A 25,127-nucleotide genomic window follows, 5' to 3' on the forward strand; every position below is an offset into this window, starting at 1 on the left:
CCCGGTCCGCGCCGTCATTGACGCCGCCCACGGCTGCGGTTACGTTCTTCAACGGACTGTTGATTCCGGCACGCGGATCGTCGTCCAGCGGCATCGGAGGCAGGCCATGGCCCCGCAGGGGAGCGTCCCGCAGAAGAGCGCCTCTCAGGAGTACCTCCCCCAGGAGCATGTCCCTCAGGAGAACGTGACGACCTCTCTCCCCGCCGGCCTCGGCGAGGACATCGACGCCCTCCTCGCCCCCGTCGACGCGGACTTGGCGCGCCGTTACCCCGGCGACCCGGGCACCCGCCAGCCCGTCCACACCGTCTACGTCCCCGCCGACTCCCTCACCGCCACCACCCTCGGCTCCTGGGGCGAGCAGGCCCTGCGGGCACTCGACGAGCACGCCCCCGACGCCGCCTCCTTCGCCGCCGTCCTCGGCCTCGCCGACGAACTCGCCGGGCCCGTCCACGACCGAGTGCGGGCCAAGCTGGCACGTGAGCCCGTGGAGGACCTCCGTATCGACTTCGAGGACGGCTACGGCATCCGCCCGGACGCCGAGGAGGACGCGGCGGCAGCCCGCGCCGCCCGGCTGACGGCCGAGGCGTACGCCGACGGCACCGCCGCCCCGTGGACCGGCATCAGGCCCAAGGGTATGGAGGCCGCCGTGCGCGACCGCGGCATCCGCACCCTCGACATCTTCCTCACCGGCCTGATGGCCGCCGGCGGTCTGCCCGCAGGACTGGTGCTCACCCTGCCGAAGGTGAGCCACACCGGGCAGGTCGCCGCCTTCGCCCGGGTACTGGACGCCTTCGAGGAGGCCCACGGCCTGCCCGCCGGGCGGATCGGCTTCGAGATACAGATCGAGACCAGCCAGGCCATCCTCGCCGCCGACGGAACGGCCACCGTCGCCCGGATGATCGAGGCCGCGCGGGGTCGCGCCACCGGACTGCACTACGGCACCTTCGACTACAGCGCCGCCCTCGGTGTCAGCGCCGCCCACCAGGCCGGTGATCACCCCGTCGCCGACCACGCCAAGGCCGTGATGCAGGTCGCCGCCGCGGGCACCGGCGTACGCCTCAGCGACGGCTCCACCAACGTGCTGCCTGTCGGGCCCACCGCGCGCGTGCACGACGCCTGGCGGCTGCACTACCGCCTCACCCGCCGCGCCCTGGCCCGCGCCTACTACCAGGGCTGGGACATGCACCCCGGCCACCTGCCCACCCGGTACGCCGCCGTGTTCGCCTTCTACCGCGAGGGCCTCGCACCGGCCGCCGCCCGCCTGGTCGCCTACACCCGGCGCACGAGCGGCGGTGTGCTGGACGAACCCGCCACCGCCCGCGCGCTCGCCGGCCACCTCCTGCGCGGCCTGGACTGCGGCGCCCTGGACATCGCCGAGGTCGCCCGCCACACCGGCCTCACCCGCGCCGACCTGGAGGCGCACACCGCGCCACGGGCCCGCCCGGCCTGACCCGCCGGCAGCTCCGGGGCCGCCGGCATTTCCCAGGACCCGGCAGCTCCCGGGAGTACCCCCGGGGGACCGGCGGCTGCGGTCCTGTCAGTGGTGCCGCGTAGGCTGTTGCCCCGTTGACGCGTGACAGGGACGGTGCGGGAGTTTCTTCGGGGGAGTACGGGCGGACGGACGGCACCGGGCGGCTGCTCGCCGGCCGGTACCGGGTGGCCGGGCAGCTCGGCCGTGGCGGCATGGGCGTGGTCTGGCGCGCCGTGGACTAGGTCCTGGGCCGCGAGGTCGCCGTCAAGGAGTTGCGGACGTACACCGACGCCGCGCCCGGTGAGCTCTCCGATCTCACGGTGCGGATGCAGCGCGAGGCCCGCGCCCTGGCCGGGTGCGCCACCCCGGAGTCGTCGCCGTGCACGACATCGCTGACGCCGACGGCCGCCCGCTCATCGTGATGGAGCTGATCGACGGCCCCTCGCTCGACGACGCACTGCGTGAGCGCGGCACTCTCGCCCCGGGCGAGGCGGCCGCCGTGGGCGCCGAGGTGCTGGACGCGCCAGGACGGACGACGACAGCGGCAACACGAACGTCTTCGTCGGCGACGTGTACCTCCAGGGCGGCGACAACGACCAGCCGATACCAGGACTGCCCACCTGCTGACGGCTCCGACACGCCTTCAGCCCTGGCTCCGACGCGCGTTCGGCCCGCGGCCGGGCACGCCCCGATCAGCCGGGGCCGAGGCGCGTCCGAAGAGGGCGCGGAGAACTGCGCGCGCGACACCACCGGCGGGTGGGTGGCAGACGGGAGAAAACCCACCGGCCGGTGGAAACCGACTGGTCGGCGGAAATCAACCGGTCGGTGGAAAACCCAGCGGCCGGTGGCCGCCGACGGCAGAAGCAGCCGCCTTCGGCCGGTGGAGATCCTCCGGTCTCGTCGTGGCTGATCGCGCAGTTCCCCGCGCCGCTCTCGCGGCACACACCCGCCGAAGGCCGGCGGGTCGGGCAGAGTCAGAACGCCGGCGGAATCTCCCCGGAGCCCCGCGTGATGAGCCGGGTCGGCAACTCGATGCGCTCCGGCGCCAGGGACACCCCGTCAAGCCGGCTGAACAGCCGCTCCGCCGCGGTGCGGCCCAACTGGGCGGAGTCCTGGGCGACCACGGTGACACCGGGCTGAAGCAGGTCGGCGAGCTCGAAGTCGTCGAAGCCCACGAGGGCGACCCGGCGGCCCCGTTCGGCCAGCGCGGACAGCACACGCACCACGGTCACGGTGACGCGGTTGTTCCCGGCGAAGACCGCGGTGACCGCGTCGGGCCCGGTGAGCATCTCCTCCGCGGCCCGCCGGACCCGCTCGGGGTCGGTGACCCCCAGCGACATCCAGGAGTCGTCGATGGCGATGCCCGCGTCCTCCATCGCGGCCCGGTAGCCGCGCAGCCGCTCCGCGGCGGTGTGGATCCGGGGCTGGTCGCCGATGAAGCCGATCCTGCGGTGCCCCTGGGCGACCAGGTGGGCGACACCATCCCGGGCGCCGCCGAAGCTGTCGGACAGCACGACGTCCGCGTCGATCCGCCCCGCGGGCCGGTCGACGAAGACGGTCGCGACGCCCGCCCGCATCTCCGGCTCCAGATAGCGGTGGTCGTCACCGGCCGGGATGACGAGCAGCCCGTCCACTCGCCGGGCGCACAACGCCAGCGCCAGCTCCTGCTCGCGCTCCGGCTCCTCGGCGCTCGATCCGTTGATCAGCAGGGCGCCATGTGCCCGTGCCACCTCCTCCACGGCCCGGCTGAGCGGCCCGTAGAAGGGGTCGGCCAGGTCCTCCAGGACCAGGCCGATGCTGGCGGTCCGCCCCTTGCGGAGGACGCGCGCGGAGTCGTTGCGCCGGAAGTTCAGCGCCTCGATGGCCTCCTGGACCCGGCGCTCGGTGTCCGCCGTCACACCCGGCTCGCCGTTGACCACCCGGGAGACCGTCTTCAGGCCGACCCCGGCGCGTGCGGCTACGTCCTTCATCGTCGGACGGTTGCCGTAGCGGGTCTCGGCTCTGCGGGTGGTCTCGGCCACGGTGATCTGTCCTGTCGTTCATGAATGTATGAGGATGTGGCGTCGAGCATACGGCCTGGACAACGTTGTCAGATGCAGGAGAGACTGGTTCGACCCAATCTCCGGCCTGCCCTTTCACCTGGAGACCTCACCTGATGCACACGGACCTCGTCGCCGCGCTGGACATCGGCGGCACCAAGATCGCTGGAGCCTTGGTGGACGGCGGCGGTCGGATACTGCTGCGCGCCCAGCGCCCCACGCCCGCCAGGGAGAATGGCGATACCGTCATGGGTGCCGTCGAGGAGGTGCTGGGCGACCTGACCGGCTCGCCGTTGTGGCCCAGAGCCGGCTCGCTCGGCATCGGCAGCGCGGGTCCGGTGGACGCCACCACCGGCACCGTGAGCCCGGTGAACGTGCCGGGCTGGCGGAACTTCCCCCTGGTGGAGCGGGTACGCGCGGTCACCGGCGGGCTGCCCGTGGAACTGATCGGCGACGGGGTCGCGATCACCGCGGCGGAGCACTGGCAGGGCGCGGCCCGCGGCCACGACAACGCCCTGTGCATGGTGGTCTCCACCGGCGTGGGCGGCGGCCTGGTGCTGGGCGGCCGGCTGCACCCGGGCCCGACGGGGAACGCCGGCCACATCGGTCACATCAGCGTCGACCTGGACGGTGACCCGTGCCCGTGCGGGGCGCGCGGGTGCGTGGAGCGCATCGCGAGCGGCCCGAACATCGCCCGGCGCGCCCTGGCGGGCGGCTGGCGGCCCGGCTCGGACGGCGATGCCTCGGCGGCCGCGGTGGCCGAGGCCGCACGCGCCGGTGATCCGCCCGCGGTGGCGTCGTTCGAGCGGGCCGCGCAGGCGCTGGCCGCCGGGATCGCCGCGACGGCCACCCTGGTCGAGATCGACATCGCGGTGATCGGCGGGGGCGTCGCCGGCGCCGGTGAGGTGCTGTTCACACCGCTGCGCCGGGCCCTGCGCGACTACGCCACGCTCTCCTTCGTACAGCGCCTGACGGTGACACCCGCGCAGATGGGGACGGACGCCGGGCTGGTGGGCGCGGCCGCGGCCGCGCTGCACGCCGCGCCGGACGCGGCCACGGCGCACGTCGGCGGCTGACGGCCGGCGGCACCGTAGGGGGAAAGCGTTTACTCCCGAGCCCGGTCAAAACTCTTGACGCGCTGATCGCTTGGCAGTGAGATCCAGATCTCGTGTTCGACAGGATGAGCGACCCCGAGGAGGGGACATGGCGCAGTCATCGTTCCGGGATCCAGGCAACGGGCGGAGTGCGGTAGGGCGCGGGACACCTCCGGTGTCCAGACGGGTCCTGCTGCGTAGCACGGCGGCAGCGGCGGGCGCCGTCACGCTGCCCGGCCTGCTGGCCGCCTGCGGAAAGGGCCCGGGGGGCGGCAACACCGTCACGATGGGCTCGAACGCGTCCGACGCGGTGCCCAAGAAGGCATTCGCCGACGCCTTCCACGCCTATGAGAAGAAGTCGGGGAAGACGGTCAAGGTCAACACCCAGAACCACGAGGACTTCCAGGAGAACATCAACCGCTATCTGCAGGGCAGGCCGGACGACGCCTTCATGTGGTTCGCCGGGTACCGCATGCAGTATTTCGCCCAGAAGGGCCTGCTGGTCGACATCAGCGATGTGTGGCGGGACCTCAAGGGATTCTCGCCGGCCATCAAGGCGCAGTCGTCCAGGGACGGCAAGCAGTACTTCGTGCCTTATTACTACTATCCGTGGGCCGTCTTCCACCGTAAGAGCCTGTTCAAGCAGCGTGGTTATGAGCAGCCGAAGACCTGGGACGACTTCATAGCCCTGGCCAGGCGGATGCACAAGGACAAGCTGCCCGTCGCCTTCAGCGACAAGGACGGCTGGCCGGCGATGGGCACCTTCGACTACATCAATCTCCGGGCCAACGGATACGACTTCCACAAGTCCCTGATGGCCGGCACGGAGTCGTGGACCGATCCGAAAGTCAAGCACGTCTTCGACCTCTGGCGCGAACTGCTGCCGTACTGCCAGCCGGCCGCGAACGGCAGGACCTGGCAGGAGGCTGCCCAGGGGCTGCAGAAGCGGACCTGCGGCATGGCCGTCTTCGGCATGCCCCACCCCGGCCAGCAGTTCCCCGTGAACGAGCGTGACGACATCGACTTCTTCGCCTTCCCGGAGATCGACCCCGCCTACGGCCAGGACGCCGTGGAGGCGCCGATCGACGGCTTCCTGATCGCCAGGAAGTCGAAGAACGTGGCGGCCGCCAAGGACCTGCTGCGCTTCCTCGGCACCCCCGGGGCCGAGGACATCTACCTGGCCGGCGACCCCAACAACATCGCGGTCAACGACGGGGCCGACACATCCAAGTACAGCGCCCTGCAGAAGAAATCCGTCGAGCTGGTCTCGAACGCCAAGCAGATATCGCAGTTCATGGACCGCGACACCCGCCCCGACTTCGCCAGCACGGTGATGATCAAGGCAATTCAGGACTTCATCGGCAATCCGAAGGATGTCGACGGCCTGGTCAACGGCATCGAGCGGCAGAAGAAGACCATCTTTTCCCAGCCCGTCGGATGACCGGGGAGACGGCCGGCGCCCGGCGGGCAGCCGACAGGGAGGAACCGACGACGTGCCGCTGAAAACCGCGCGGCGTCCCACACGCAGATCGCGGCGTTTCACGCGCCGCGATCTCGCGGTGCTCGGCGCGCTGCTTGGCATATCCGTGCTGCTCGATCTCGCCATTGTGTGGGGCCCGACCCTGGCCTCCGTGGGACTGTCGTTCACGGCCTGGGACGGCATCGGCGACATCCACTGGGTCGGCGGGCAGAACTATGACAACCTCATCCACAACTATCCGTCCTTCTGGCCCGCCGTCCGGCACAACCTGCTGTGGCTGGGATTTCTCGGTCTCGTCGCCACGCCCTTCGGCCTCTTCCTGGCCGTCCTCATCGACCGTGGCGTCCGCTTCAGCCGTTTCTACCAGTCCGTCATCTATATGCCGGTGGTGCTCTCACTCGCCGTCGTCGGCTTTATCGCGCAGCTGATCCTCGGCACCGACCAGGGCGCGCTGAACACCATGCTCGGCAACCCCCAGGACCCGATCGACTGGCTCGGTGACCCGCACCTCAATATCTGGATGATCCTGCTGGCCGCGGGCTGGCGGCACGTCGGCTATGTGATGATCCTCTACCTGGCCGGTCTGAAGGCGGTTGATCCCGCGCTGGCGGAGGCGGCGGCGATCGACGGCGCCAGTGCACGCCAGACCTTTTTCCGCGTCACCTTTCCCACCCTGCGCCCCGTCAACGTCATCGTCGGCGTCATCACCGTCATCGAGGCGTTGCGCGCCTTCGACATCGTCTACGCGGTCAACAAGGGCCGCAACGGCCTCGAGCTGCTCTCCGTGCTCATCACGGACAACATCATCGGCGAGGCCAGCCGAATCGGTTTCGGCTCGGCCATCGCGGTCGTCCTGCTCGCCGTCTCCCTCGGCTTCGTGGTGACGTTCCTGGTCCAAGAGCTGAAAGGAGCCCGGGAGAGATGACGACCCCGCTCGGCACCACCGTCCCGGCGCCGCTCCGCCCGGCCGCCCGGGGCTCCGGCCGGCGCCCGGCGCGCCGCGGCCGCTGGGGCGTGCACATCTTCCTGCTCGCCGTCTCGCTCGCTTTTCTCGCGCCGCTGCTGCTCGCCGTCTACGCGTCGCTGCGGCCGTACGACGAGACGGCGAAGTACGGCTATTTCTCGCTGCCCAGGCATCTCTCCTTCACGTACTACCAGCGGGCCTTCACCGAGTCCGGCATGGGGAGGTACTTCGTCAACACGCTGATCATCGCCGTGCCCGCGGTGCTGATCACGCTCTTCCTGGCGGCCTTCGTCGGCTATGCCCTCTCCCGGCTGCGGATTCGCGGAAGCGTCCTGCTGCTGATGCTCTTCACGGCGGGCAACCTGCTGCCCCAGCAGGTGATCGTCACCCCCCTGTACGTGCTCTTCAACCGGATTCCGCTGCCCTGGTGGATGTCGGATTCGATGACCCTGTACGACTCGTACTGGGCCGTCATCCTGGTGCACATCGGATTCCAGCTGGGATTCTGCGTCTTTGTGCTGGCGAGCTATATGCGCACGCTCCCACAGGAGATCACCGAGGCGGCGATCGTGGACGGCGCCGGGGTGTGGACCCAGTTCTGGCGCATCACCCTCCCGCTGTGCCGCCCCGCGCTCGCCGCGCTCGGCACGCTGGAATTCACCTGGGTCTACAACGACTTCCTCTGGGCCCTGATCTTCATCTCGGACCCCGACAAACTCCCCGTCACCTCGTCGCTGAACAATCTCCGCGGGCAGTTCTTCACCGATTACAACCTGCTGGCCGCCGGCTCCGTCCTGGTGGCCCTGCCCACCATCGTCGTCTTCCTGCTGCTGCAGAAGCACTTCATCGCGGGGCTGACGCTGGGGTCGGGTAAGGGGTGAGGCCTGAGCTGGGAAAACGTGCCACTCATGGCGTGGCAGCGTCGGCCTCTGTCGGCTCTGCCACGCCCTCCGCGAGTCGCGAAGAGGGGATCACGACAGTGCCCGACGCGCCCTCGGTCGACTGTTTCTCGGAGCCCTGGCGAGCGTCTGGGGAGATCTTTTTCTGGCTCGTCTGCATGAGGGAGAACCAGGTGTCCATCGCCTCGCGCCCACGCCCGTCGGCGGCCGGCATGAAGTGTGCGTAGATGCGCAACGTCGTCGAGGCGTCCTTGTGTCCCAGCCACTTCGGGACTGCCACGGGGTTCTCCCGCGCATCCGGTTGTACTGAGGCGTAGGTGTGCCGCCGGAGCGCTCGCGCCGGTACTTCGGCGGCCCGAAGACAAGCTTGCCCGCGACCCGCTTCACCTGCCTTCGCACATGCAGAAACCCGGATCTCGAAGTCCAAGTCGGTATCGACATCGATGCCCAGAGCTTCACCCTGACGCAGCCCGGCGCCGACCCCGATGTCCAGCAGGATCTGGTAGCGCGGGTGCTGAGCGGCGCGCACCGCGGCAAGCTGGTCGGCCTCCCACGCGCGGGCCTTTCCCTCGGGCCGGGCTGGGGGCTTGACCGTCTTCGCCTTGCAAGGGTCGCGTGCGATCCGTTCGTCGTCGATCGCGCACTCAAGGATGGTGGACAGGTAGCCCCAAGCGGCGAACGCGGTTCCGCCGCCGATAGCGGATTCAAGCTCCTTCACTCTCGTGCTGCGCCTTGGCGAGCCATGCGTTCGCGCCCTCGGGCCCGATGAGCCGATCGAAGGATCGGTCGCGCACGCCTGGGATGCCGGCGACCCGGTACCGCTTGCCCATGCCGTGGCGCGGTCTTTCGGCGCTCTCCGGTCTTCGGGTCAGGACGCGTCGTACCAGCGGTCCTCGATGTATCCGGGCACGGAAGCCTCCCTCCGGATCGGCGGACGAGTCAGGGGTGATGATCTCGTCCGTCCAGCGTGGAACCACCCGCCACCGCTCAGAAACTTGGCGATGGCGGGGGTGAGCGCACGCACGCTCTGTTGGATGCCGGCCTGCCCGTCGAGCCGGACTGTGACGCTGCCGCGTCTTTCTCTTGTCGTCCAGGTCCGAAGGTTCCGCCATTGTTGGTGACCGATGTCCAAAGGGCCGTGCTGGAGGGCTGGGTGCGTCGCCGCACGACGGCCCAGGCGCTTGCCCAGCGGTCACGGATCACGCTGGAGGATGATGAGGATTCTCGAAAACGGCCAGGGATGCTTCCTCCCCAGGCGGTGCACCGTTCAAGAAGTGACAGATCGGGCGAGAGCGGAGCGCGGTGGGCACATGTGTTGTGCCCACGGCTGTCATCGGGCGGTGGTCCGCTCTGCCTCTTGGCCTCAGGCTCAGCTGCAGCAGCCTGAGCTGACCGCCGGAGAAGTCGCGCCGCCGAGGTCGTCGTCGCGACCGGCTGCGATCCGTGCCCATTGCGCGGTCGGCCGTCCATCCCTGCGGAACTGCTCGCCGCGGGTCTCGTACGGCTGCGGCCAGCCCGCCGGGCTGTCCTCCCAGGTCTCCTGCCGCCCGTAGACGGTCATGTCGAGGATGCCGTACGAGGACGCCATAGGCTCCACGCCGCGGCCGGTGGTCCAGTACGTCTCGTAGACGCGGTCCTGGTCACGCAGGTAGCACGCTTTCATACCGAAGTTACGGCCGGCGACGAGCCGTTCATGGGACTCGGCGGGCACGGAGTACCAGGGCATCTCCCAGCCCATGAAGCGGCGGTAGCGGTCGGACTCCGGGTAGGAGCCCTGGCAGAAGACGGCGAAGGTGACGTCACGCTGGTGCAGATAGGACAGTTCGCGGACGTGGCCGGTGAAGAAGGTGCAGCCCTCGCACTGGTCGGCTGCGGCGTGGCCGTCATGCCACATGTGATACGACACGAATAGCTGGGTGCGGCTCTCGAAGACGTCGATCAGGGGTACTTCGCCGTCGCCGCCCACGAGCGGGGTCGAGGGGTCCACCTCGGTCATGGGCAGCCGCCGCCGTGCGGCGGCGATCGCATCGCCCTCCCGGGTGTGCGCCTTCTCCCGGGCGCGCACGGTGTCGATGGCGGCCAGCCACTCCGGGCGAGAAACGACGGACGGCTTGTTCGCAGTAGTCATGCCGTACGGACTCCGTGGCCCGCAGAAAATCATCGGCAAGGACCGAGACGGGCAGGCCGGCCACGAACCGCCTGCAGCCGTCGCAACGCCGGACGAGATCATCGCGAAGCGATCGACCACTGTCACATGGGGAGATCCATCGAGCAGCTCAGACCAAGGGGTGAGGCCGGCCCCGACGGGCGGCTCCCACAAGCGGGGGCCTGTCGTGCGTGCCGTGGTGCCGGGCCCGTCCGGCACCACGGCACGCAGCCGATCCCCTCAGGGCAGCAGCGACTTCGGGATGTAGGCGGCGACCAGTTTGTTGCCGTCGACCGCTTCGGCGATGACGAAGTCGACGGCGAGGCTGCACAGCGCATAGGCGTCCGCGTCACTGAGCGAGCCGTGCGTGGCCTCGCGCACACAGCGGACGGCCTCGGTCGCGGCGACCTGGAGGGCGATGTCCAGGTCGGCGTCGATGCCCATCGCCACGGTGTGGCCGGGCAGGTCGGCCCGTGGGTAGGTGAGCTGCCCGCCCTTGCGCACCGTGAACTTCGCGGTGAACGACATCGAGTGCTCGACGGCGGTCTGGTCGATCTCGCCGTGTCCTTGGGCGCCGTGTGTGTCGCCGATGTAGAACTGCGCACCGGGCTGGAACACCGGAAGGTACAGCGTGGCACCCGCCGTCAGGTCCTTGAGGTCGAGGTTGCCGCCCCACCGGTCCGGCGGGTTCGCCGAGACGAAGCCCGCCTCGGTGGGCGGCGCCACACCGGTGATCCCCGCGAAGGGGCGGAAGGGTATGCGGATGCCGGGTGCGAACTGGTAGTAGCGCTTGCGCCTGTCGAGGGTGAGCAGCCGGGCCGAGGGCTCGGTGAGCAGTTGGGGGAGCACACCGCTGCCCGGTCCGGTGCTGTTCACGCCGTAGGGGACGCGGGGTGCGACGTCGAGGATCTTGATCTCCAGCACATCGCCCGGTTCGGCGCCGTCGACGTGGAGCGGGCCGGTCAGGACGTGTCCGCTGGAACCGGGCGTCCTCGGAATGGTGGCGATGTCGGCGAGCTCCGGCAGCACCTGGTCGGCCGGCACGCCGAGTGCCTCGAAGTAGGCGACGGGGCCGTCCTTCGCGGACACCCCGGACTGGTTCACCGCGTCGATCTTCACCACGGTGCCGGACGGGACGGTGAGCACGGACGGGCGGCTCGTGGGGAACCAGCCCCAGAGCGCGTTCTCCTTGCTGGTTCTGAGCAGCACGTCGTACTTCTTGCGTCCCTTGGTGCTCCGGGCGGCCGCACCGGCCGTGCCCGGGAGCGCCACGCCGAGCGCCGTGCCGAGGGCCACCGAGGTCCCGGCCGCCTGGAGCACGCGCCGCCGGCTGAGCCTGATGCGCGCGAGGTCGTTGGAGTTCCGCCGGCCCTTGAGGATGGGATGGTGCACACGTACCTCCATGCCAGAGGATCGGTAACGGGACGGGACGATGGTCCGCCGGAGTTTCCGATGCCGGGGCCGGGACATGTCCAAGGTGTTGATCCCGTGCCCCGCCACTACGCCCCGCCTTCCCTTTTCCCTCACGCGGGCGCGGGCACACCGGGGGACGTGTCCGGGGGATCGCGGCCGGGGCGGCAGGCTCGAACGGCCGGGCTCCGCCGGAGTATCCGGCGGAGCCGGAGAGCGGGTCCTAAGCGGCCCGCACCACGTTCGCGCGCACGGCTGCCGCCCATTCCTGGAGCAGTTCCTGATACTCGGCCCGCTGCTCGTCGCTCAGTCGGCCGCCCGAGCGCAGGAGCAGATCGCGAATCTGCTGGTTCAGCTCTCCGGCGGACAGCCGGGTGTCGGGCGTGTCGGTCATGCGTTCAGCCTATGCGGGAGCACTGACAAGCGCCGCCGAAAAACACGCCGTTTGCGGGTGGGGTATGTCACTCGGGGATCACGCCACACTGCCGCGCATAGATGCCGGTCTCGGGCGCGTCGCCGTGTCGGCTTCCGGTGTCGAGACAGCCGTCGAACGCGAAGAGCGGATTGGTGTGCTTCTCCCAGTCCGCGCCGTCGATCACCGACTGGCCGACGAAGGACGACGGTCCCCGGACGGCCGGGTCGGTGTCCACCCCGAGCCCCGGACCCACGTCCACCCCGGTCCCGGCCCCACGTCCCCGGCCAGCGCCCGATGTGCGCGCCGACCGCGAGCCGCCCGACGGGCCCGCCACGAGGACGCTGGGCACCCGTGTCCGACGGGCTCGTCCCGAGGGCGCCGGGCATCCGAGCCGTCGTTCTATGCTCGGGGTGGTCGCTGGGCGGGATGAGGCGCGGCGCTGACGTCTCGGGGGCGGTGGGCCCGCCGGGCAGGCATCGGAAGGGTTGAAGCGGCGGGATGGCCAGTGGCACCGAGGCGGCGGGTCCGAAGAGGAAGCGGGCGACCATCTGGGAGGTCGCCAGGCGGGCCGGGGTGTCCCACCAGACCGTGTCACGGTATCTGAAGAACAACGGCGGCCTGAAGCCCACCACCCGGGAGAAGATCGACAAGGCCGTGGCGGAGCTCAACTACCGCCCGAATCTCATCGCCCGGTCGATGCGGACGCAGCGGTCCAACCGGATCGCGGTCATCCTGCCCGAGCTGACGAGCTTCGTTCCGATCCCGCTGCTGCGCGGTGCCTCGGCCGCGGCGCACGAGGCCGGTTACACGACCGACGTCGTCGGCCTGGAGGGCGGCGAGGCCCGGCGCGCCGAGGGTGTGCTGTCGCTGCTCGACTCCGAGCAGGCCGACGGCGTCCTGTCGTTCGCGCCGCTGGGCGAGGTCGCGGAGAGCCAGAACGGCGAGCCCCGGCCCATCGTCGTCTTCGGTGAGTACGACGACAACATGCACTCGCGGGGCGCGCTCGCGGACGGCAGTCCCGCCGAGGCCATCGTGCGCCATCTCGCGGACCTGGGCCACCGGCGGTTCCTGCACGTGGCCGGCTCGCAGGACTGGGCCTCGGCGCGCAACCGGCGGGCCGTGTACGCGGCGACGGTGGAGAGGCTCGGCCTGGAGTCGTACGGCATCGTCGACGGGGACTGGTCGGTGCGCTCCGGCTACGAGGCGGCCCGGGACCTGCCCGCGGACTCGGGTGTGACGGCGGTGCTGGCGGCCAACGACTACGTGGCCATGGGGGTCATCCGCGGCTTCCAGGACCGGGGCGTCGGCGTGCCGGAGGACGTGAGCGTGTTCGGCTGGGACGACGAGCAGTTCACCCAGTACTTCCGGCCGACGATGTCGACGGTGAAGCTCGATCGGGAGACCCTGGGCCGTCAGGCGATGCTGGCCCTGCTCGCGCGGATCAGGAACGATCCGGATCCAGGGATTAACTTCTGCGATTTCTTCGAACTGATACCGCGTGGTTCCAGCGGGGTCGCACCCTGCTAGGCGGGTAGGCCGCCCCCTCTCAGCGGGAGCTGGAGTCACTTCTGAGGGGGTAGCAGGAGTCACTCCCGCGCCCGTCTCCCTTGCCTCTGTTTGCAGTTGATGGTTGCCAGAGGGAAAGGTGATCGATCACCTCCGTGAGTCTTGACGCAAAAGGTGATCGATCACTACGTTCAGGTTGCCGCCGCGTCACGTCGGTGAGCACCCCATTTCTCCCGCTGATCCCATCCCCCTGGCCGCATGCCCGCGAGCCGGCGCTCTGGTGGCACGTCGACGTGCCGGAGAAGGAAAGACATGATCCGACGACGTGTTGGACCGGGTAGATGTGTCCGTGCCCTGACAGGAGTCACCGTCTCCGCCCTGGCGGCCGCCTCGCTGGCCGGGTGCGGCGCCGACAAAGGCTCCTCCTCATCGGGGCCGGTGACGCCCGAGAAGCCGTCGAAGCCGATCGCCCTGACCGTCCTGGACGGCGGCGGTGACCTCACCGGCGGTGGAAAGGCGGCCATCGACGCCTTTGTGAAGGCCAACCCCGACCTGGTCTCGAAGGTCAGCTACCAGACCGCCGCCGCGCCCGACGTCGCAGGCAAGGTCAAGGCCCAGCAGAACGGCGGCTCCGTCGACACCTCGCTGCTCCTCGGGGGTCCCGACGTGCTGGGCGCGGCCGAGCGGCAGAACCTGCTCATGAAGCAGCTCCCGGCGCACGCGAGGTCGCTTCCCGAGCTGCCGAAGATGCGGGACACGCCAAGGGCCGACTTCCAGAAGTCGTCCGACGGCTACGGCGTACTGATCAACTACGACCCGAACGGGCCCTTCATCGACTACACCCCGGCCAAGGTCAAGGCCTCCGCGGCACCGAACACCTCGCAGCGCCTGCTCGCCTGGGCGAAGCGGCACAGGGGCGAGTTCAGCTACGCCCAGCCCGCGGGCTCGGGATCCGGCCGGGCGTTCATCCAGGCCCTGCCCTACATGCTGGGCGACTCCGACCCCATCGACCCGGTGAAGGGCTGGAACAAGACCTGGGCGTATCTGCGGGAGCTCGGCCGGTACATCACCAGCTACCCGGCCAGCTCCACACTGCTCGCCCAGCAGTTCGGCGCCGGCCAGCTCGACGTGATCCCGACGATCGTCGCCCACGACATCTCCAACCGCAGGACCGGCACGTGGCCCGCGCGCACCGGCATCACCCTCTTCAAGGACCAGAACTGGCTCAGCGACGGGCACTTCGCGATGATCCCCAAGGGTGTCAGCGCCGAGACGCTGTACGTGGACCTCAAGCTGGAGTCGGCCATGGTGCAGCCGGCGGCCCAGCGGTAGCGTCTCACCACCGGCGTGCTGACCACGGCGGACAAGGACGTGACGACGGCCGACTCCGGCTCTGCCGTCAGCGGTTTCGTACAGAAGTGGGGCCGGCCGGGCTTCTTCCCCACCGCGCTGAGGACCGGAACCGTCCGCACCCCGCTGACGCCCGGCGCGATGCAGCAGGCCTTCGACCTGTGGCAGCGCACCATCGGATCCAAGGTGGGTGGCTGAGCGTGGCCACGACCGTGAGCAAGCCCGCCGTGGGCTTCGAGAGGCTGTCGATGCGGGGGTCACCCGCAGCTACCCCAAGGCGCCCGCAACGGCCCTCGCTCACCTGGACCTGGAACTCGCGCGCGGCGAGTTCGTCGCCCTGCTGGGCCCGAGCTCTTCATCCTCCACCACGACGACGCCGCCACCGAATTGGTCGTCACCGTCGGCACGACGGACGTCGCGCACTACGTGTACCGGCCCGACACCCCGCTCGAGGAGTCACCCAAGCCCTACCTCTACCCCCTCACGACCCTGTCCGGGGCACCCCTGGGTGTCTACCGTCCCTGGGACCACCGCTGGCACAAGGGCCTGCAGATGACGTGGTCCCACCTGTCGGGCGACAACTTCTGGGGCGGGCCCACCTTCGAGGAGGGCGCACCCGGGCACGGCTACGTCCGGCGCGACAACCACGGCCGGCAGCAGCACCGCGGTTTCGACACGCAGCACACCGAGGGCACCGAGGTGTCCGTGGTGGAGGCGCTGGACTGGATCGCCTCCACCGGGGAGGCATGGCTCGACGAGACCCGCACCCTGCGCTTCCACGGCGCGGACGCCGGCCGCGGCAGCTGGGCGCTGGACTTCACCACCGACCTCACCAGTGTGCACCGCGAGCCGCTGGACCTCGGCAGCCCCACCACACACGGACGTCCGAACGCCGGATACGCCGGCCTGTTCTGGCGCGGGCCACGCTCCTGGACCGGCGGGGACGTCGTCGCCGCGGGCGGCATGGCGGGCGAGGCGCTGATGGGAGCCGAGGCACCCTGGGCCGCCCTCACCGGCGAACACGACGGCATCGACGGCGCCGCGACCGTGCTCGCCTGTGCCGGGACGTCCTCCGCGCCGGTACCGATCAAGTGGTTCGCCCGCAGCAGTGCCTTCGCCGCCCTCAACCCGTCCCCGGCCTTCGACGCCGAGATCACGCTGGCGCCGGGCGACACCCTGAACCTGCGGCACCGCTTCGTGTTCGTCGACCGTGGCCTCGAACGTGACGAACTGGAGGCACTCGCAGAGGAGTTCGTCCTGTGACACCGGCCACCGACATCACCATCACCATCACCATCACCACACCGAAAGGGACGACCCAATGAGGTGGACAGCCTTTTCCCACCCGCCCCGGTCCGGGCGGGCGCTCGGCCGCGTCGGCACCCTCGCGGCGGCGCTGATCCTCGCGGCGTCCGGCACGGTCGGCGCCCCACTGCCCGCCGCCGCGGGCGCGGCACCGCCCGCCGCCCGGGCCGCCGGCACCGTCTACTACGTCGACGCCGCAGCCGGCGACGACAGCGCGCGGGGAACGTCACCGAGCGCGGCGTGGCGGAGCCTCGGCAAGGTCAACCTCACCACGTTCCACCCGGGCGACAGGATCCTGCTCAAGGCCGGATCCAGCTGGCGGGGTCAGCTGTGGCCGAAGGGATCGGGCGACGCGTCGAGCCCCATCACCATAGGCGCGTACGGCTCCGGGCCCAAACCCGCGATCAAGGGCGCCGGTACGGTCGCCGACGCCGTCAGACTCTGGAACCAGCAGTACTGGACGATCCGGGAACTCGACGTCAGCAACACCGTGCCCGCCACCGGCACACCGGGCGAGAACCTGCGCGACCTGCGCGGCATCCACATCTCCGGGGACGACTCCCGGCAGCTCGACCACTTCGTCGTCGACCGCGTGGACGTGCACGACGTCAGCGGCGAGGTCAACTGGATCGGCGGATCGGTGTCGGACGACGCGCCCGGCATCCACTTCCAGACCGGCTGGGACGGCTCGAAGAAGACGGGCGGCATCGTGTTCGACACGACCGTCCCCGACATCACCGATCCGCCCGCCACACCCACCGTCCTCAACGACATCACCGTGCGGAACTCCACGGTGCGCAACACGTCCTTCGCGGGCATCGTCGTCAAGCAGTACACCGGCGACGGCAAGGACCAGAACGGCGACACCATCGCCGAGGCGACCGGATGGGGCACCCGCACATCCGCGTCGGACACCGCTTTCGCGCCGCACACCAACGTCACGATCCGCAACAACTACCTGACCCAGGCCGACACCGACTACGGGTGCGACGCCGTCTACCTGACCGACGTCAGGGACGCCACGGTGGACCACAACGTGGTCGACAGGGCCGGCACGTCGGGCATCGAGACGTACTTCTCCGACCGAGTCACCATCCAGCACAACGAGGTCTACCGGACGGAGCAGAAGGCCAACGGCGCCGACTCCAACGGCATCGACGCGGACAAGGGCACGACCGGGGCCGTCATCCAGTACAACTTCGTCCACGACAACGGCGACGGCCTGCTGCTCTGCCAGTTCGCCTTCGGCGACGTCACCGTGCGCTACAACATCGTCAGCGGCAACACCCGCTACCCGGTCTACCTGCACTCCGACAGGGCGGCCTCCGCCGAGGTCTACAACAACACCGTCTACAACCCGTCGAGCCACTACCTCGTATACGGCTACGGTTCCTCGCTGGCGGCCCGCTACGACCTGCGCAACAACGTGTTCCACTCGGTTGTCGCCGACGCCGGCCTGACGACGAGTGAGACCATCACCTACGACAACAACGTCTACTCGGGCGCGCCCCTGCCCGTGCCGGCGACCGACACCCACGCCCGCACCGGCGACCCCCGCTTCCGGAACCCCGGCGTGACGGGCCCCTACGGCACCGCCGGCACGGGCCCGCAGCTCGGCACCGCCCTGGCCTTCGCCCCCGAGAAGCCGTCGCCGCTGATCGGCGCCGGCCTCACCATCGCGGACAACGGCGGCCGCGACTACCGCGGCGCCAGGCTGTACCGGGGTGCGCCGGACATCGGCGCCGTGGAGAACTGACGCCCCGCCCGGCACCCCGCAGCCTGGTTCCCCAGGGCCCGCGCCCAGGGGAACCAGGCTGCGGCACGAGCGCTGCCGAACCGTTGCACAGTGCCCCCGTTTGGCCCCGGGGGAGAAGCGGGCACACACCCGGAGTAACGGCGGGAGCGTCTCCCGGTGACACGCCGCGTCGTCAAAGCGACTGGTGGAGTGTCGAGTTGACGGCGACAATGACGGCATGCCGGGGCGTGACGGGGCCGACGGCAGCGACGGGGGTCACGGGGTGTGCGTCACGGCAGGCGTCGTACCGCCCATCAGGCAAGGGAGCCGCTGTGATCAAAGGGATCGACGTCAGTGACTACCAGGGGACGGGCTTCTCCACGAGTGGACTCGACTTCGTCATCGTGAAGGCCACGGAGGGCCGCTCCTACATCAACCCCAAGCAGGCCGCGCAGGCGAAGCGGGCACGTGACGCCGGATGTGTGGTCGGTTTCTACCACTTCCTGTGGCCGGGGAACATCCAGGCCCAGGCAGAGTACTTCGTGGACAAGTGCGTCTCCGTCGAGGGCGACCTGCTCTTCGTCGACTGGGAGAACACCTCGTCGGGCACCCGCGCCTCGGGGGCGGAGAAGGACGCGTTCATCCGCGCCGTGCAGCGCCTGCGCGGCAGGAAGCACCGCGTGGGCCTCTACTGCAACCGCGACTTCTGGCTCAACCACGACAGCACCTCCTTCGCGGGGGACGGCCTGTGGATCGCCGACTACAACGGCCACCCCGGCCGGCCGGGCATCAAGGCGCCGTGGGTGTTCCACCAGTACACCAGCAAGCCGGTCGACACCAACATCGGGAACTTCTCCAGCAGGTCCGCCCTGCGGAAGTGGGCCACCGGCACAGCATCATCGACGGAGGACGACATGCCCCAGTACGTGAACCTCGGCATCGACAAGCCCTTCACCCTCCACCCCGGCCAGGACTGGGACGCCATCGAGTTCACCAAGGAGTGGACCGACGAGCCCGGCGGCCACGCCAACGACGGCTCGGTGTTCGTCCGCGGCGCCGCCCGCTACACCGGCCAGGTCAGCCTGGTGCTCTCCGGTGTCCCGGTCGGCACGCAGTTCCAGGTCCGCCAGTCCGAGTGCGACTCCGACGGCGAGTACGTCGCCGACCACCCCATCGCGGAGCTGATCGGCACCGAGGGCGGCACCTTCGGCATCGTGCCCATCGTCGGCAGGGTCGGCAAGGGCCGGCAGATGCGGATCCGGATCAAGGCCTTCCAGGACACCCCGGTCACCGTGACGTCCGCCGTCCTCAAGGCCATGGTCTGGAAAGAGGACTGAGATGGCCGCACCGGTCGAGAGAAAGGTCACTGCGGCCACGGCGGCCTCCCTGGTGGTCGGCGTCGTCATCGCCCTGCTGAACGCCCTCGTCTCCGACGCCGGCCTGCTCGGCTCACTGCCCGAGTGGCTCCAGTCCGTCATCCTCGCCGCGGCGCCGCCGGCGCTGACGTTCCTCAGCGGCTGGCAGGCCAAGCACACCCCGCGCGAGACCGGCGCCTGAGCGCACCCCGCGCGAGACCGACGCCTGAGCGCACACCGGCCCTGCGTCCGGGCCGCGGCCATGCCGGCGATCCGGCCCGGGGAAGGAGGCAGCTGCCCGGCGGGCCCCGTGGCAGGTGATCTGATCAGCGGCTGGTTTCCATGGCAGGGTGTTGCGGGCAAGCCACAGGGGGCCGACAGAAGAGGGGGAACCGTGATCGTCTGGATCAACGGTGCGTTCGGTGCGGGGAAGACCACCACCGCACGGGAACTGATCGACCTGATCCCGAACAGCACGCTCTTCGACCCCGAGATCATCGGCGGCGGGCTGTCCTGCCTGCTGCCGCCCAAGCGCCTCGCCGAGGTGAGCGACTTCCAGGACCTGCCCATCTGGCGGCGGCTCGTGGTGGACACCGCCGCAGCGCTCCTAGCCGAGGTGGGCGGGGTCCTGGTGGTCCCGATGACGCTGCTCCGGCAGGAGTACCGGGACGAGATCTTCGGCGGCCTGGCCGCCCGCAGGATTCCGGTGCGTCATATCGCCCTCACTCCGGCCGAAACGATCCTGCGTGCCCGTATCGCGGCCCGTGCGGTGCCGGGACCGCCCGGCGACGCGATGGACGCGCGCCAGTGGGCCCCCGACCACATCCAGCCGTACCGCACCGCACTGGCGACCTGGCTCGCCGCCGACGCCCACCTCATCGACAACGGCGCCCTCACGGCCCACGAGACGGCGGTCCGCATCGCCGAGGCCGTGCGCACCGGCGCCGCGCCCGTCTGCGACATCGTGCAGACCCCCGAGCCCACCGCGGAGACCCTCGCCTCCGGGGTGCTGCTCTTCGACGACCAGGACAGGGTGCTGCTCGTCGATCCCACCTACAAGGCGGGCTGGGAGTTCCCCGGCGGGGTCGTCGAGCCCGGTGAGGCGCCGGCCCGCGCCGGCATGCGGGAGGTCGCCGAGGAGACCGGCATAAGGCTCGACGACGTGCCCCGCCTGCTGGTCGTCGACTGGGAGCTGCCCACGCCACCCGGCTTCGGGGGACTGCGGCTGCTCTTCGACGGTGGGCGGCTGAACAGTGGCACCGCACGCGACGTGCTGCTGCCCGGGCCCGAGCTCCGCGACTGGCGCTTCGTCACCGAGCAGGAGGCCGCACACCTGCTCCCGCCCGTCCGCTACGAGCGGCTCCGCTGGGCCCTGCACGCACGGGAGCGGGGCGCCGCGGTCTACCTTGAGGCGGGCGTTCCGGTCTGAGGCCGGGGGGTTCGGCCCCGGGGCTGACCGGGGCTCGGTCCGGGGCCGAGAGGGCCGGTTGGGGTCCGAGAGGGCCGGTTGGGAGCCCCGTTCGGGGCTCAGGCGTCGTACCGTCCGGCCGCCCGCGTGAGCTCCCGCCCGGCGTGCTCGGTGACCGGGCCGTCGTGCCCGAAGCAGGCCACCTCGACGTCGAGCGCGGCGAGCCTGCGGAGCGAGGTGGTGGCACGGTCGCCGTCCAGGTTGAACACTCCCCGGATCACCTCTCCCGTGCCCGGGGCGGCCGCCACCGCATCACCGGCGAAGAGCACCCCGTGCTCCGGGAGCAGCAGCGCGATGCTGCCGTCGGTGTGCCCCGGCACGGCGACGACCCGGGCTCCGCCGCCGAAGCCGAGCACATCGCCGTCCGCCAGTTCACGGACGGCCGCCGGCGGCACCGGCGGCACGGAGGACGGCGGAAGCCGGCGCAGCGCCTCCGCGTGCAGCCGCGCCTCCCACGCCTCCTCGTACACCGGCCGAGGCCCCTGTGCGGTACCCCGCACGAAAGGTGCGTCGAGGCGGTGCGCCAGCACCTCCGCGCCGCTGAGTGCCGCGAACTCCCCGGCACCGCCCGCGTGGTCCGCGTGGAAGTGCGTGAGCACCACCCGCCGGACCTCACGCGGATGTCTCCCGAGCCCGGCGAGCGCACCGGCGATCAGCGGGCCCGCGCCGACCGCTCCCGCGTCGACTAGGGGGTTTCTGATGGATCTCCGTGGGAGAAGGAGCGGCTCCCCCACTGCCTCAAGGGCGTGGGAGGTGCCCCCAGTGCGTGCTCTGGGGGTGCCCCCTGCTCGAAGAGCTTGGGGGAGTGCCGGGTGCAAGTCCTCGTACTGGGCGTACGTGGGCTTGTGCCCGGTGCGGCGAGTGGGGGTCCCCCCGCGCGTGGGGGTGCCCCCGCGCGAGCCCGTTCGAGCGTGGGGGAGCAGCCGAGCGTGGGGGAGCGTGCCGGGCGTCGCGACGCCACGGAGATCCATCAGAAACCCCCTAGCGTGAACTCGTCGTCCCCGTCCCGCCACAGATAGGCCTGTCCCACGGCGAAACGCAGCAGGTGCAGACGGGGGCGGACCTCGATGACCTCCATGTCGTCCATGCGGCAACCGTAGAGAGCGGCGTGGCCCGGACGCCAGGGGACTATGCCTTGGGCAGACCCGGTCTCCCTCCGGGGCGCGGGCTCCGTCCCGCCCGTCCGGCCCCTCTCCGTGCCGACCCCGACCACCTGCCGGTGGGGACCGGTCGCGCGGTTCCCCGCCCTCCCGGGGTGCGGCCGACACGGCAGGTCCGGGAGCGCCCACGGGCGGAGACCGGGCAGTCGTCCCGGGGGAGGCCGAGGACCTGGACGGAGGGGCTCAGCCCGCGTAGTTCCGCAGGAACAGCGCCTCGGCGATGGCCAGCCGCCGCAGCTCGTCGGGCGAGACGCTCTCGTTCACGGCGTGTATCCGCGCCTCCGGCTCGCTCAGGCCGATCAGCAGGATCTCCGCGTCCGGGTACAGGCCGGCGAGGGTGTTGCAGAGCGGGATCGAGCCGCCGTTGCCGGCGAACTGCATCTCCTGGCCCGGGTAGGCCTCGCTCATGGCGTGCGCCATCGCCGCGTAGGCCGGCGTGTCGGTGCTCGCCCGGTAGGCCTGGCCCTGGCCGGTCAGCTCGCACCGCACCCGGGCGCCCCACGGAGCGTGCGCCTCGCAGTGCGCCTTCAGGAGCTTGCCCGCCTCCACCGCGTCCGTGCCCGGTGGCACCCGCAGGCTGACCAGCGCCCGCGCGCTCGCCTGCACGGACGGGGTGGCGCCGACGACGGGCGGGCAGTCGATGCCGAGCACCGTCACCGACGGCCGCGCCCAGATGCGGTCGCCGACGGTGCCCGAACCGATCAGCTCGACCCCTTCGCGCACCTTGGCGTCCCGGCGGAAGTCGGCCTCCGAGTACTGCAGGCCCGCCCAGGAACCGCCGCCGTCGAGGCCGTCCACCGTGGTGGAGCCGTCCTCGGCGCGCAGCGAGTCCAGGATGCGGATCAGGGCCGCCAGCGCGTCCGGCGCCGCACCGCCGAACTGGCCCGAGTGCAGGTTGCCCTCCAGGGTGTCCACCTGCACCCGTACCAGCGTCATGCCGCGCAGCGAGGTGGTCACCGTCGGCAGGCCGACGCGGAAGTTGCCCGCGTCGCCGATCACGATCGTGTCCGCACGCAGCAGCTCCGGGTGCTGCTCCGCGTACCGTTCCAGACCGCCCGTGCCCTGCTCCTCCGAGCCCTCCACGATCACCTTGACGCTCACCGGGGCCCCGCCCGCGGCCCGCAGGGCCCGCAGGGCCAGCAGGTGCATCACGACGCTGCCCTTGCAGTCCGCCGCGCCGCGCCCGTACCAGCGGCCGTCGCGCTCGGTCAGTTCGAACGGGGGAGTGACCCAGCCGGCCTCGTCGAGCGGGGGCTGCACGTCGTAGTGCGCGTACAGGAGCACCGTCGGGGCGCCCGCGGGGCCCGGCAGGTACCCGTAGACCGACTGTGTGCCGTCCGGCGTGTCCAGCAGGGCGACGTCCTGGAAGCCCTCGGCGCGCAGCGCGCCGGCCACCCAGGAGGCAGCGGCCTCGCTCTCGCTCCTCGGGTACTGCTCGAAGTCCGCCACCGACTTGAAGGCCACCAGTTCCGTGAGTTCCTCCCTGGCCCGTGGCAGCAGGGAGGCGACGGTCTCGGCGATCGTGTTCGGCGACATGGATTCCGCTCCTTGTGGGTGCTCTGCTGGGTGCCGGGCGGCCGGTCCGAACGGCTGCCCGCCCGGCCGATTGCCCCGGCCGGGGTGCGGTGGGCGGCGCCGGACGGCCGGCGGCGGCCCACGGACGAGGGCCCGTCCGGACGCCCGCCCGGCTGACGCCCCGGGTGGATCCCCCGCCCCGGATCGCACGAGCACCGGGGCGCCCGGGGGCGTCCGCGGCGCACGGTGCCGGACGGCTGCCTGCGCGCACTGGTGAATATGATGATGATCCTCCCACAGGGGCCGACGGCCGGGGCCACCGTAGGATGCCGGGGAAAGGTGTGCCAGGCAGCTTGATCGGGAGCGGTAGACCAACGTGAGCAGCGACAACACTTCGGACGACGCTCGGCAGGTGTGGGACGTCGTCGTGGTCGGAGCGGGACCCGCGGGAGCCAGTGCCGCGTATGCGGCAGCCGTCACCGGGCGCCGTGTGCTGCTGCTGGAGAAGGCCGAGCTGCCCCGCTACAAGACCTGCGGCGGCGGCATCATCGGCCCGTCCCGGGACTCCCTGCCCCCGGGCTTCGAGCTGCCGCTACGGGACCGCGTGCACGCGGTGACGTTCTCGATGGACGGCAGGTACACCCGCACCCGGCGTTCCTCGCAGATGCTCTTCGGCCTGGTCAACCGCCCCGAGTTCGATCACCAGCTGGTCATGCACGCCCAGAAGGCGGGCGCCGAGCTGCGCACCGGCGTCACCGTCTCCAGGGTGGAGCAGCACGGGCCCGCGGTGCCCGACCGGCGCACGGTGGCCATCGTGCTGCAGGGTGGGGAGACCCTGCTCGCCCGGGCCGTGGTCGGCGCCGATGGCAGCGCGAGCCGGATAGGAGCGCATGTCGGGGTGAAGGTCGACCAGGTGGACCTGGGCCTGGAGGCGGAGATCCCGGTCCCGGAGCCGGTCGCCGAGGACTGGGCGGGACGGGTGCTGATCGACTGGGGGCCGATGCCGGGCAGTTACGGCTGGGTGTTCCCGAAGGGCGACACGCTCACGGTCGGTGTGATCTCCGCCCGCGGCGAGGGCGCGGCCACCAAGCGGTACCTGGAGGACTTCATCGCCCGCCTCGGGCTCGCGGGCTTCGAGCCGAGCATGTCGTCCGGGCACCTCACCCGCTGCCGCAGCGACGACTCGCCGCTGTCCCGCGGCCGGGTCCTCGTGTGCGGGGACGCCGCCGGGCTGCTGGAGCCCTGGACGCGCGAGGGCATCTCCTTCGCCCTGCGGTCCGGCCGGCTGGCGGGGGAGTGGGCGGTACGCATCGCCGAGGCCCCGGACGCCGTCGACGCACGCCGCCAGGCCCTCAACTACACCTTCGCGATCAAGGCGGGACTCGGCGTCGAGATGGGCGTCGGCAAGCGGCTGCTCACCGCCTTCGAGCGCCGTCCCGGCATGTTCCACGCCGCGATCACCGGCTTCCGGCCCGCCTGGAAGGCGTTCACGCGCATAACGCGCGGCTCGACGTCCCTCGCGGAGCTCGTGCGGACGCATCCGGTCGCGGGGCGGGTGCTGAACGCGATGGACCGCTAGGTCCGGCTCTCGGGCCGCCCTGCGCGCGGGAGCCGGGTGGACCCTGCTCCGCCGGGGCGGCCGCCCATGGTGGCGGCGGCTGCGGTCGCGGCGTGGGCGCAGCTCCTCGGGCTGATCGTGTCCGGCTGGGGTTCATCGTTCCGGGGCCATCAGGGTTCGTTTGCGTCGCTTCCGTGGGCCGTCCGCCGCGCAGCGCGCCCCGGCCTTCGGCCCACGAGCCGGTCAGCACGTCGTGC

The 25,127-nt window shown here is 70.9% G+C and carries 21 protein-coding genes and 3 pseudogenes; 16 read left to right on the forward strand and 8 right to left on the reverse strand.

Annotated features, from left to right (window positions below; translation table 11 throughout):
* The first annotated feature begins 184 nt into the window (after positions 1–184).
* The 3 genes and pseudogenes from ACSMXW_RS34780 to ACSMXW_RS34790 all read left to right on the forward strand — a co-directional run.
* On the forward strand, positions 185–1,450 hold the full coding sequence (locus ACSMXW_RS34780; RefSeq protein WP_485802287.1) for a DUF6986 family protein: 1,266 nt from the start codon (positions 185–187) through the stop codon (positions 1,448–1,450).
* A gap of 116 nt (positions 1,451–1,566) precedes the next feature.
* Complete coding sequence (locus tag ACSMXW_RS34785; protein ID WP_485802289.1) at positions 1,567–1,713, forward strand: hypothetical protein; 147 nt, start codon at positions 1,567–1,569, stop codon at positions 1,711–1,713.
* A 3-nt stretch (positions 1,714–1,716) separates the two neighbouring features.
* Positions 1,717–1,994, forward strand: a pseudogene (locus ACSMXW_RS34790) (protein kinase domain-containing protein); the annotation flags it as partial.
* 451 nt (positions 1,995–2,445) lie between these two features.
* Here ACSMXW_RS34790 and ACSMXW_RS34795 read toward each other — a convergent pair.
* Complete coding sequence (locus ACSMXW_RS34795; RefSeq protein ID WP_485802290.1) at positions 2,446–3,492, reverse strand: LacI family DNA-binding transcriptional regulator; 1,047 nt, start codon at positions 3,490–3,492, stop codon at positions 2,446–2,448.
* Positions 3,493–3,626: 134 nt separating this feature from the next.
* Here ACSMXW_RS34795 and ACSMXW_RS34800 point away from each other — a divergent pair, with 134 nt between their 5' ends.
* From ACSMXW_RS34800 to ACSMXW_RS34815, 4 genes are all read left to right on the forward strand, one after another.
* The gene (locus ACSMXW_RS34800) at positions 3,627–4,586 is read left to right on the forward strand and encodes an ROK family protein (protein ID WP_485802292.1); all 960 of its coding nucleotides are present in this window, start codon (positions 3,627–3,629) and stop codon (positions 4,584–4,586) included.
* Between the two features lie 193 nt (positions 4,587–4,779).
* Positions 4,780–6,045: an ABC transporter substrate-binding protein gene (locus ACSMXW_RS34805; RefSeq protein ID WP_485802294.1), complete on the forward strand. Its 1,266-nt coding sequence runs from the start codon at positions 4,780–4,782 to the stop codon at positions 6,043–6,045.
* A gap of 52 nt (positions 6,046–6,097) precedes the next feature.
* Positions 6,098–7,009: a carbohydrate ABC transporter permease gene (locus ACSMXW_RS34810; protein WP_485802295.1), complete on the forward strand. Its 912-nt coding sequence runs from the start codon at positions 6,098–6,100 to the stop codon at positions 7,007–7,009.
* Positions 7,006–7,929 (forward strand): carbohydrate ABC transporter permease, encoded by a 924-nt coding sequence (locus tag ACSMXW_RS34815; protein ID WP_485802297.1) that lies wholly within the window; start codon positions 7,006–7,008, stop codon positions 7,927–7,929. The genes ACSMXW_RS34810 and ACSMXW_RS34815 overlap by 4 nt, the downstream gene beginning before the upstream one ends.
* A gap of 25 nt (positions 7,930–7,954) precedes the next feature.
* On the opposite strand, the gene ACSMXW_RS34820 is transcribed toward ACSMXW_RS34815, so the two are convergent.
* The 5 genes from ACSMXW_RS34820 to ACSMXW_RS34840 all read right to left on the reverse strand — a co-directional run bounded on the left by ACSMXW_RS34820 (position 7,955) and on the right by ACSMXW_RS34840 (position 12,177).
* Positions 7,955–8,665 carry a hypothetical protein gene (locus tag ACSMXW_RS34820; protein ID WP_485802299.1) on the reverse strand — a complete coding sequence of 237 codons (711 nt, stop codon included), beginning with the start codon at positions 8,663–8,665 and terminating at the stop codon, positions 7,955–7,957.
* Between the two features lie 651 nt (positions 8,666–9,316).
* Positions 9,317–10,075, reverse strand: coding sequence for a DUF899 family protein (locus tag ACSMXW_RS34825; RefSeq protein WP_485802301.1), 759 nt, complete (start codon positions 10,073–10,075; stop codon positions 9,317–9,319).
* Positions 10,076–10,333: 258 nt separating this feature from the next.
* On the reverse strand, positions 10,334–11,485 hold the full coding sequence (locus ACSMXW_RS34830; protein WP_485802302.1) for an acetamidase/formamidase family protein: 1,152 nt from the start codon (positions 11,483–11,485) through the stop codon (positions 10,334–10,336).
* Positions 11,486–11,726: 241 nt separating this feature from the next.
* Positions 11,727–11,897: a hypothetical protein gene (locus ACSMXW_RS34835; RefSeq protein WP_485802304.1), complete on the reverse strand. Its 171-nt coding sequence runs from the start codon at positions 11,895–11,897 to the stop codon at positions 11,727–11,729.
* Between the two features lie 67 nt (positions 11,898–11,964).
* Complete coding sequence (locus ACSMXW_RS34840; protein ID WP_485802305.1) at positions 11,965–12,177, reverse strand: hypothetical protein; 213 nt, start codon at positions 12,175–12,177, stop codon at positions 11,965–11,967.
* Between the two features lie 239 nt (positions 12,178–12,416).
* On the opposite strand from ACSMXW_RS34840, the gene ACSMXW_RS34845 reads away from it, so the two are divergent.
* The 8 genes and pseudogenes from ACSMXW_RS34845 to ACSMXW_RS34880 all read left to right on the forward strand — a co-directional run bounded on the left by ACSMXW_RS34845 (position 12,417) and on the right by ACSMXW_RS34880 (position 20,598).
* On the forward strand, positions 12,417–13,445 hold the full coding sequence (locus ACSMXW_RS34845; protein WP_485802307.1) for a LacI family DNA-binding transcriptional regulator: 1,029 nt from the start codon (positions 12,417–12,419) through the stop codon (positions 13,443–13,445).
* Between the two features lie 291 nt (positions 13,446–13,736).
* A complete protein-coding gene (locus tag ACSMXW_RS34850) occupies positions 13,737–14,756 on the forward strand; it encodes an extracellular solute-binding protein (protein WP_485802309.1) in 1,020 nt (339 codons plus the stop codon).
* 15 nt (positions 14,757–14,771) lie between these two features.
* The gene (locus tag ACSMXW_RS34855) at positions 14,772–14,972 is read left to right on the forward strand and encodes a hypothetical protein (RefSeq protein WP_485802311.1); all 201 of its coding nucleotides are present in this window, start codon (positions 14,772–14,774) and stop codon (positions 14,970–14,972) included.
* Between the two features lie 189 nt (positions 14,973–15,161).
* Positions 15,162–16,037 (forward strand): DUF6807 domain-containing protein, encoded by an 876-nt coding sequence (locus ACSMXW_RS34860; protein WP_485802313.1) that lies wholly within the window; start codon positions 15,162–15,164, stop codon positions 16,035–16,037.
* 58 nt (positions 16,038–16,095) lie between these two features.
* Positions 16,096–17,835: a right-handed parallel beta-helix repeat-containing protein gene (locus ACSMXW_RS34865; RefSeq protein ID WP_485802314.1), complete on the forward strand. Its 1,740-nt coding sequence runs from the start codon at positions 16,096–16,098 to the stop codon at positions 17,833–17,835.
* Between the two features lie 311 nt (positions 17,836–18,146).
* Positions 18,147–18,704 (forward strand): annotated as a pseudogene (locus ACSMXW_RS34870) (glycoside hydrolase family 25 protein); the annotation flags it as partial.
* Positions 18,705–19,152: 448 nt separating this feature from the next.
* The gene (locus tag ACSMXW_RS34875) at positions 19,153–19,371 is read left to right on the forward strand and encodes a holin (protein WP_485802315.1); all 219 of its coding nucleotides are present in this window, start codon (positions 19,153–19,155) and stop codon (positions 19,369–19,371) included.
* Positions 19,372–19,563: 192 nt separating this feature from the next.
* A complete protein-coding gene (locus ACSMXW_RS34880; protein ID WP_485802316.1) occupies positions 19,564–20,598 on the forward strand; it encodes an NUDIX hydrolase in 1,035 nt (344 codons plus the stop codon).
* Between the two features lie 98 nt (positions 20,599–20,696).
* Here ACSMXW_RS34880 and ACSMXW_RS34885 read toward each other — a convergent pair.
* Positions 20,697–21,326: pseudogene (locus ACSMXW_RS34885) on the reverse strand (MBL fold metallo-hydrolase); the annotation flags it as partial.
* Positions 21,327–21,980: 654 nt separating this feature from the next.
* On the reverse strand, positions 21,981–23,333 hold the full coding sequence (locus tag ACSMXW_RS34890) for a M20/M25/M40 family metallo-hydrolase (protein WP_485802318.1): 1,353 nt from the start codon (positions 23,331–23,333) through the stop codon (positions 21,981–21,983).
* Between the two features lie 355 nt (positions 23,334–23,688).
* On the opposite strand from ACSMXW_RS34890, the gene ACSMXW_RS34895 reads away from it, so the two are divergent.
* Complete coding sequence (locus ACSMXW_RS34895; protein WP_485802320.1) at positions 23,689–24,891, forward strand: geranylgeranyl reductase family protein; 1,203 nt, start codon at positions 23,689–23,691, stop codon at positions 24,889–24,891.
* Positions 24,892–25,127: the final 236 nt, after the last annotated feature.

It is taken from the genome of Streptomyces sp. DSM 116793 (assembly GCF_057320905.1).

What these genes read in the sequence shown, in the direction of transcription:
- ACSMXW_RS34800 (WP_485802292.1), top strand. Translation starts at nt 3,627, where the DNA reads ATGCACACGGACCTCGTCGCCGCGCTGGACATCGGCGGCACCAAGATC.
- ACSMXW_RS34815 (WP_485802297.1), top strand. Translation starts at nt 7,006, where the DNA reads ATGACGACCCCGCTCGGCACCACCGTCCCGGCGCCGCTCCGCCCGGCC.
- ACSMXW_RS34825 (WP_485802301.1), bottom strand. Translation starts at nt 10,075, where the DNA reads ATGACTACTGCGAACAAGCCGTCCGTCGTTTCTCGCCCGGAGTGGCTG.
- ACSMXW_RS34835 (WP_485802304.1), bottom strand. Translation starts at nt 11,897, where the DNA reads ATGACCGACACGCCCGACACCCGGCTGTCCGCCGGAGAGCTGAACCAG.
- ACSMXW_RS34845 (WP_485802307.1), top strand. Translation starts at nt 12,417, where the DNA reads ATGGCCAGTGGCACCGAGGCGGCGGGTCCGAAGAGGAAGCGGGCGACC.
- ACSMXW_RS34850 (WP_485802309.1), top strand. Translation starts at nt 13,737, where the DNA reads ATGATCCGACGACGTGTTGGACCGGGTAGATGTGTCCGTGCCCTGACA.
- ACSMXW_RS34865 (WP_485802314.1), top strand. Translation starts at nt 16,096, where the DNA reads ATGAGGTGGACAGCCTTTTCCCACCCGCCCCGGTCCGGGCGGGCGCTC.
- ACSMXW_RS34875 (WP_485802315.1), top strand. Translation starts at nt 19,153, where the DNA reads ATGGCCGCACCGGTCGAGAGAAAGGTCACTGCGGCCACGGCGGCCTCC.
- ACSMXW_RS34890 (WP_485802318.1), bottom strand. Translation starts at nt 23,333, where the DNA reads ATGTCGCCGAACACGATCGCCGAGACCGTCGCCTCCCTGCTGCCACGG.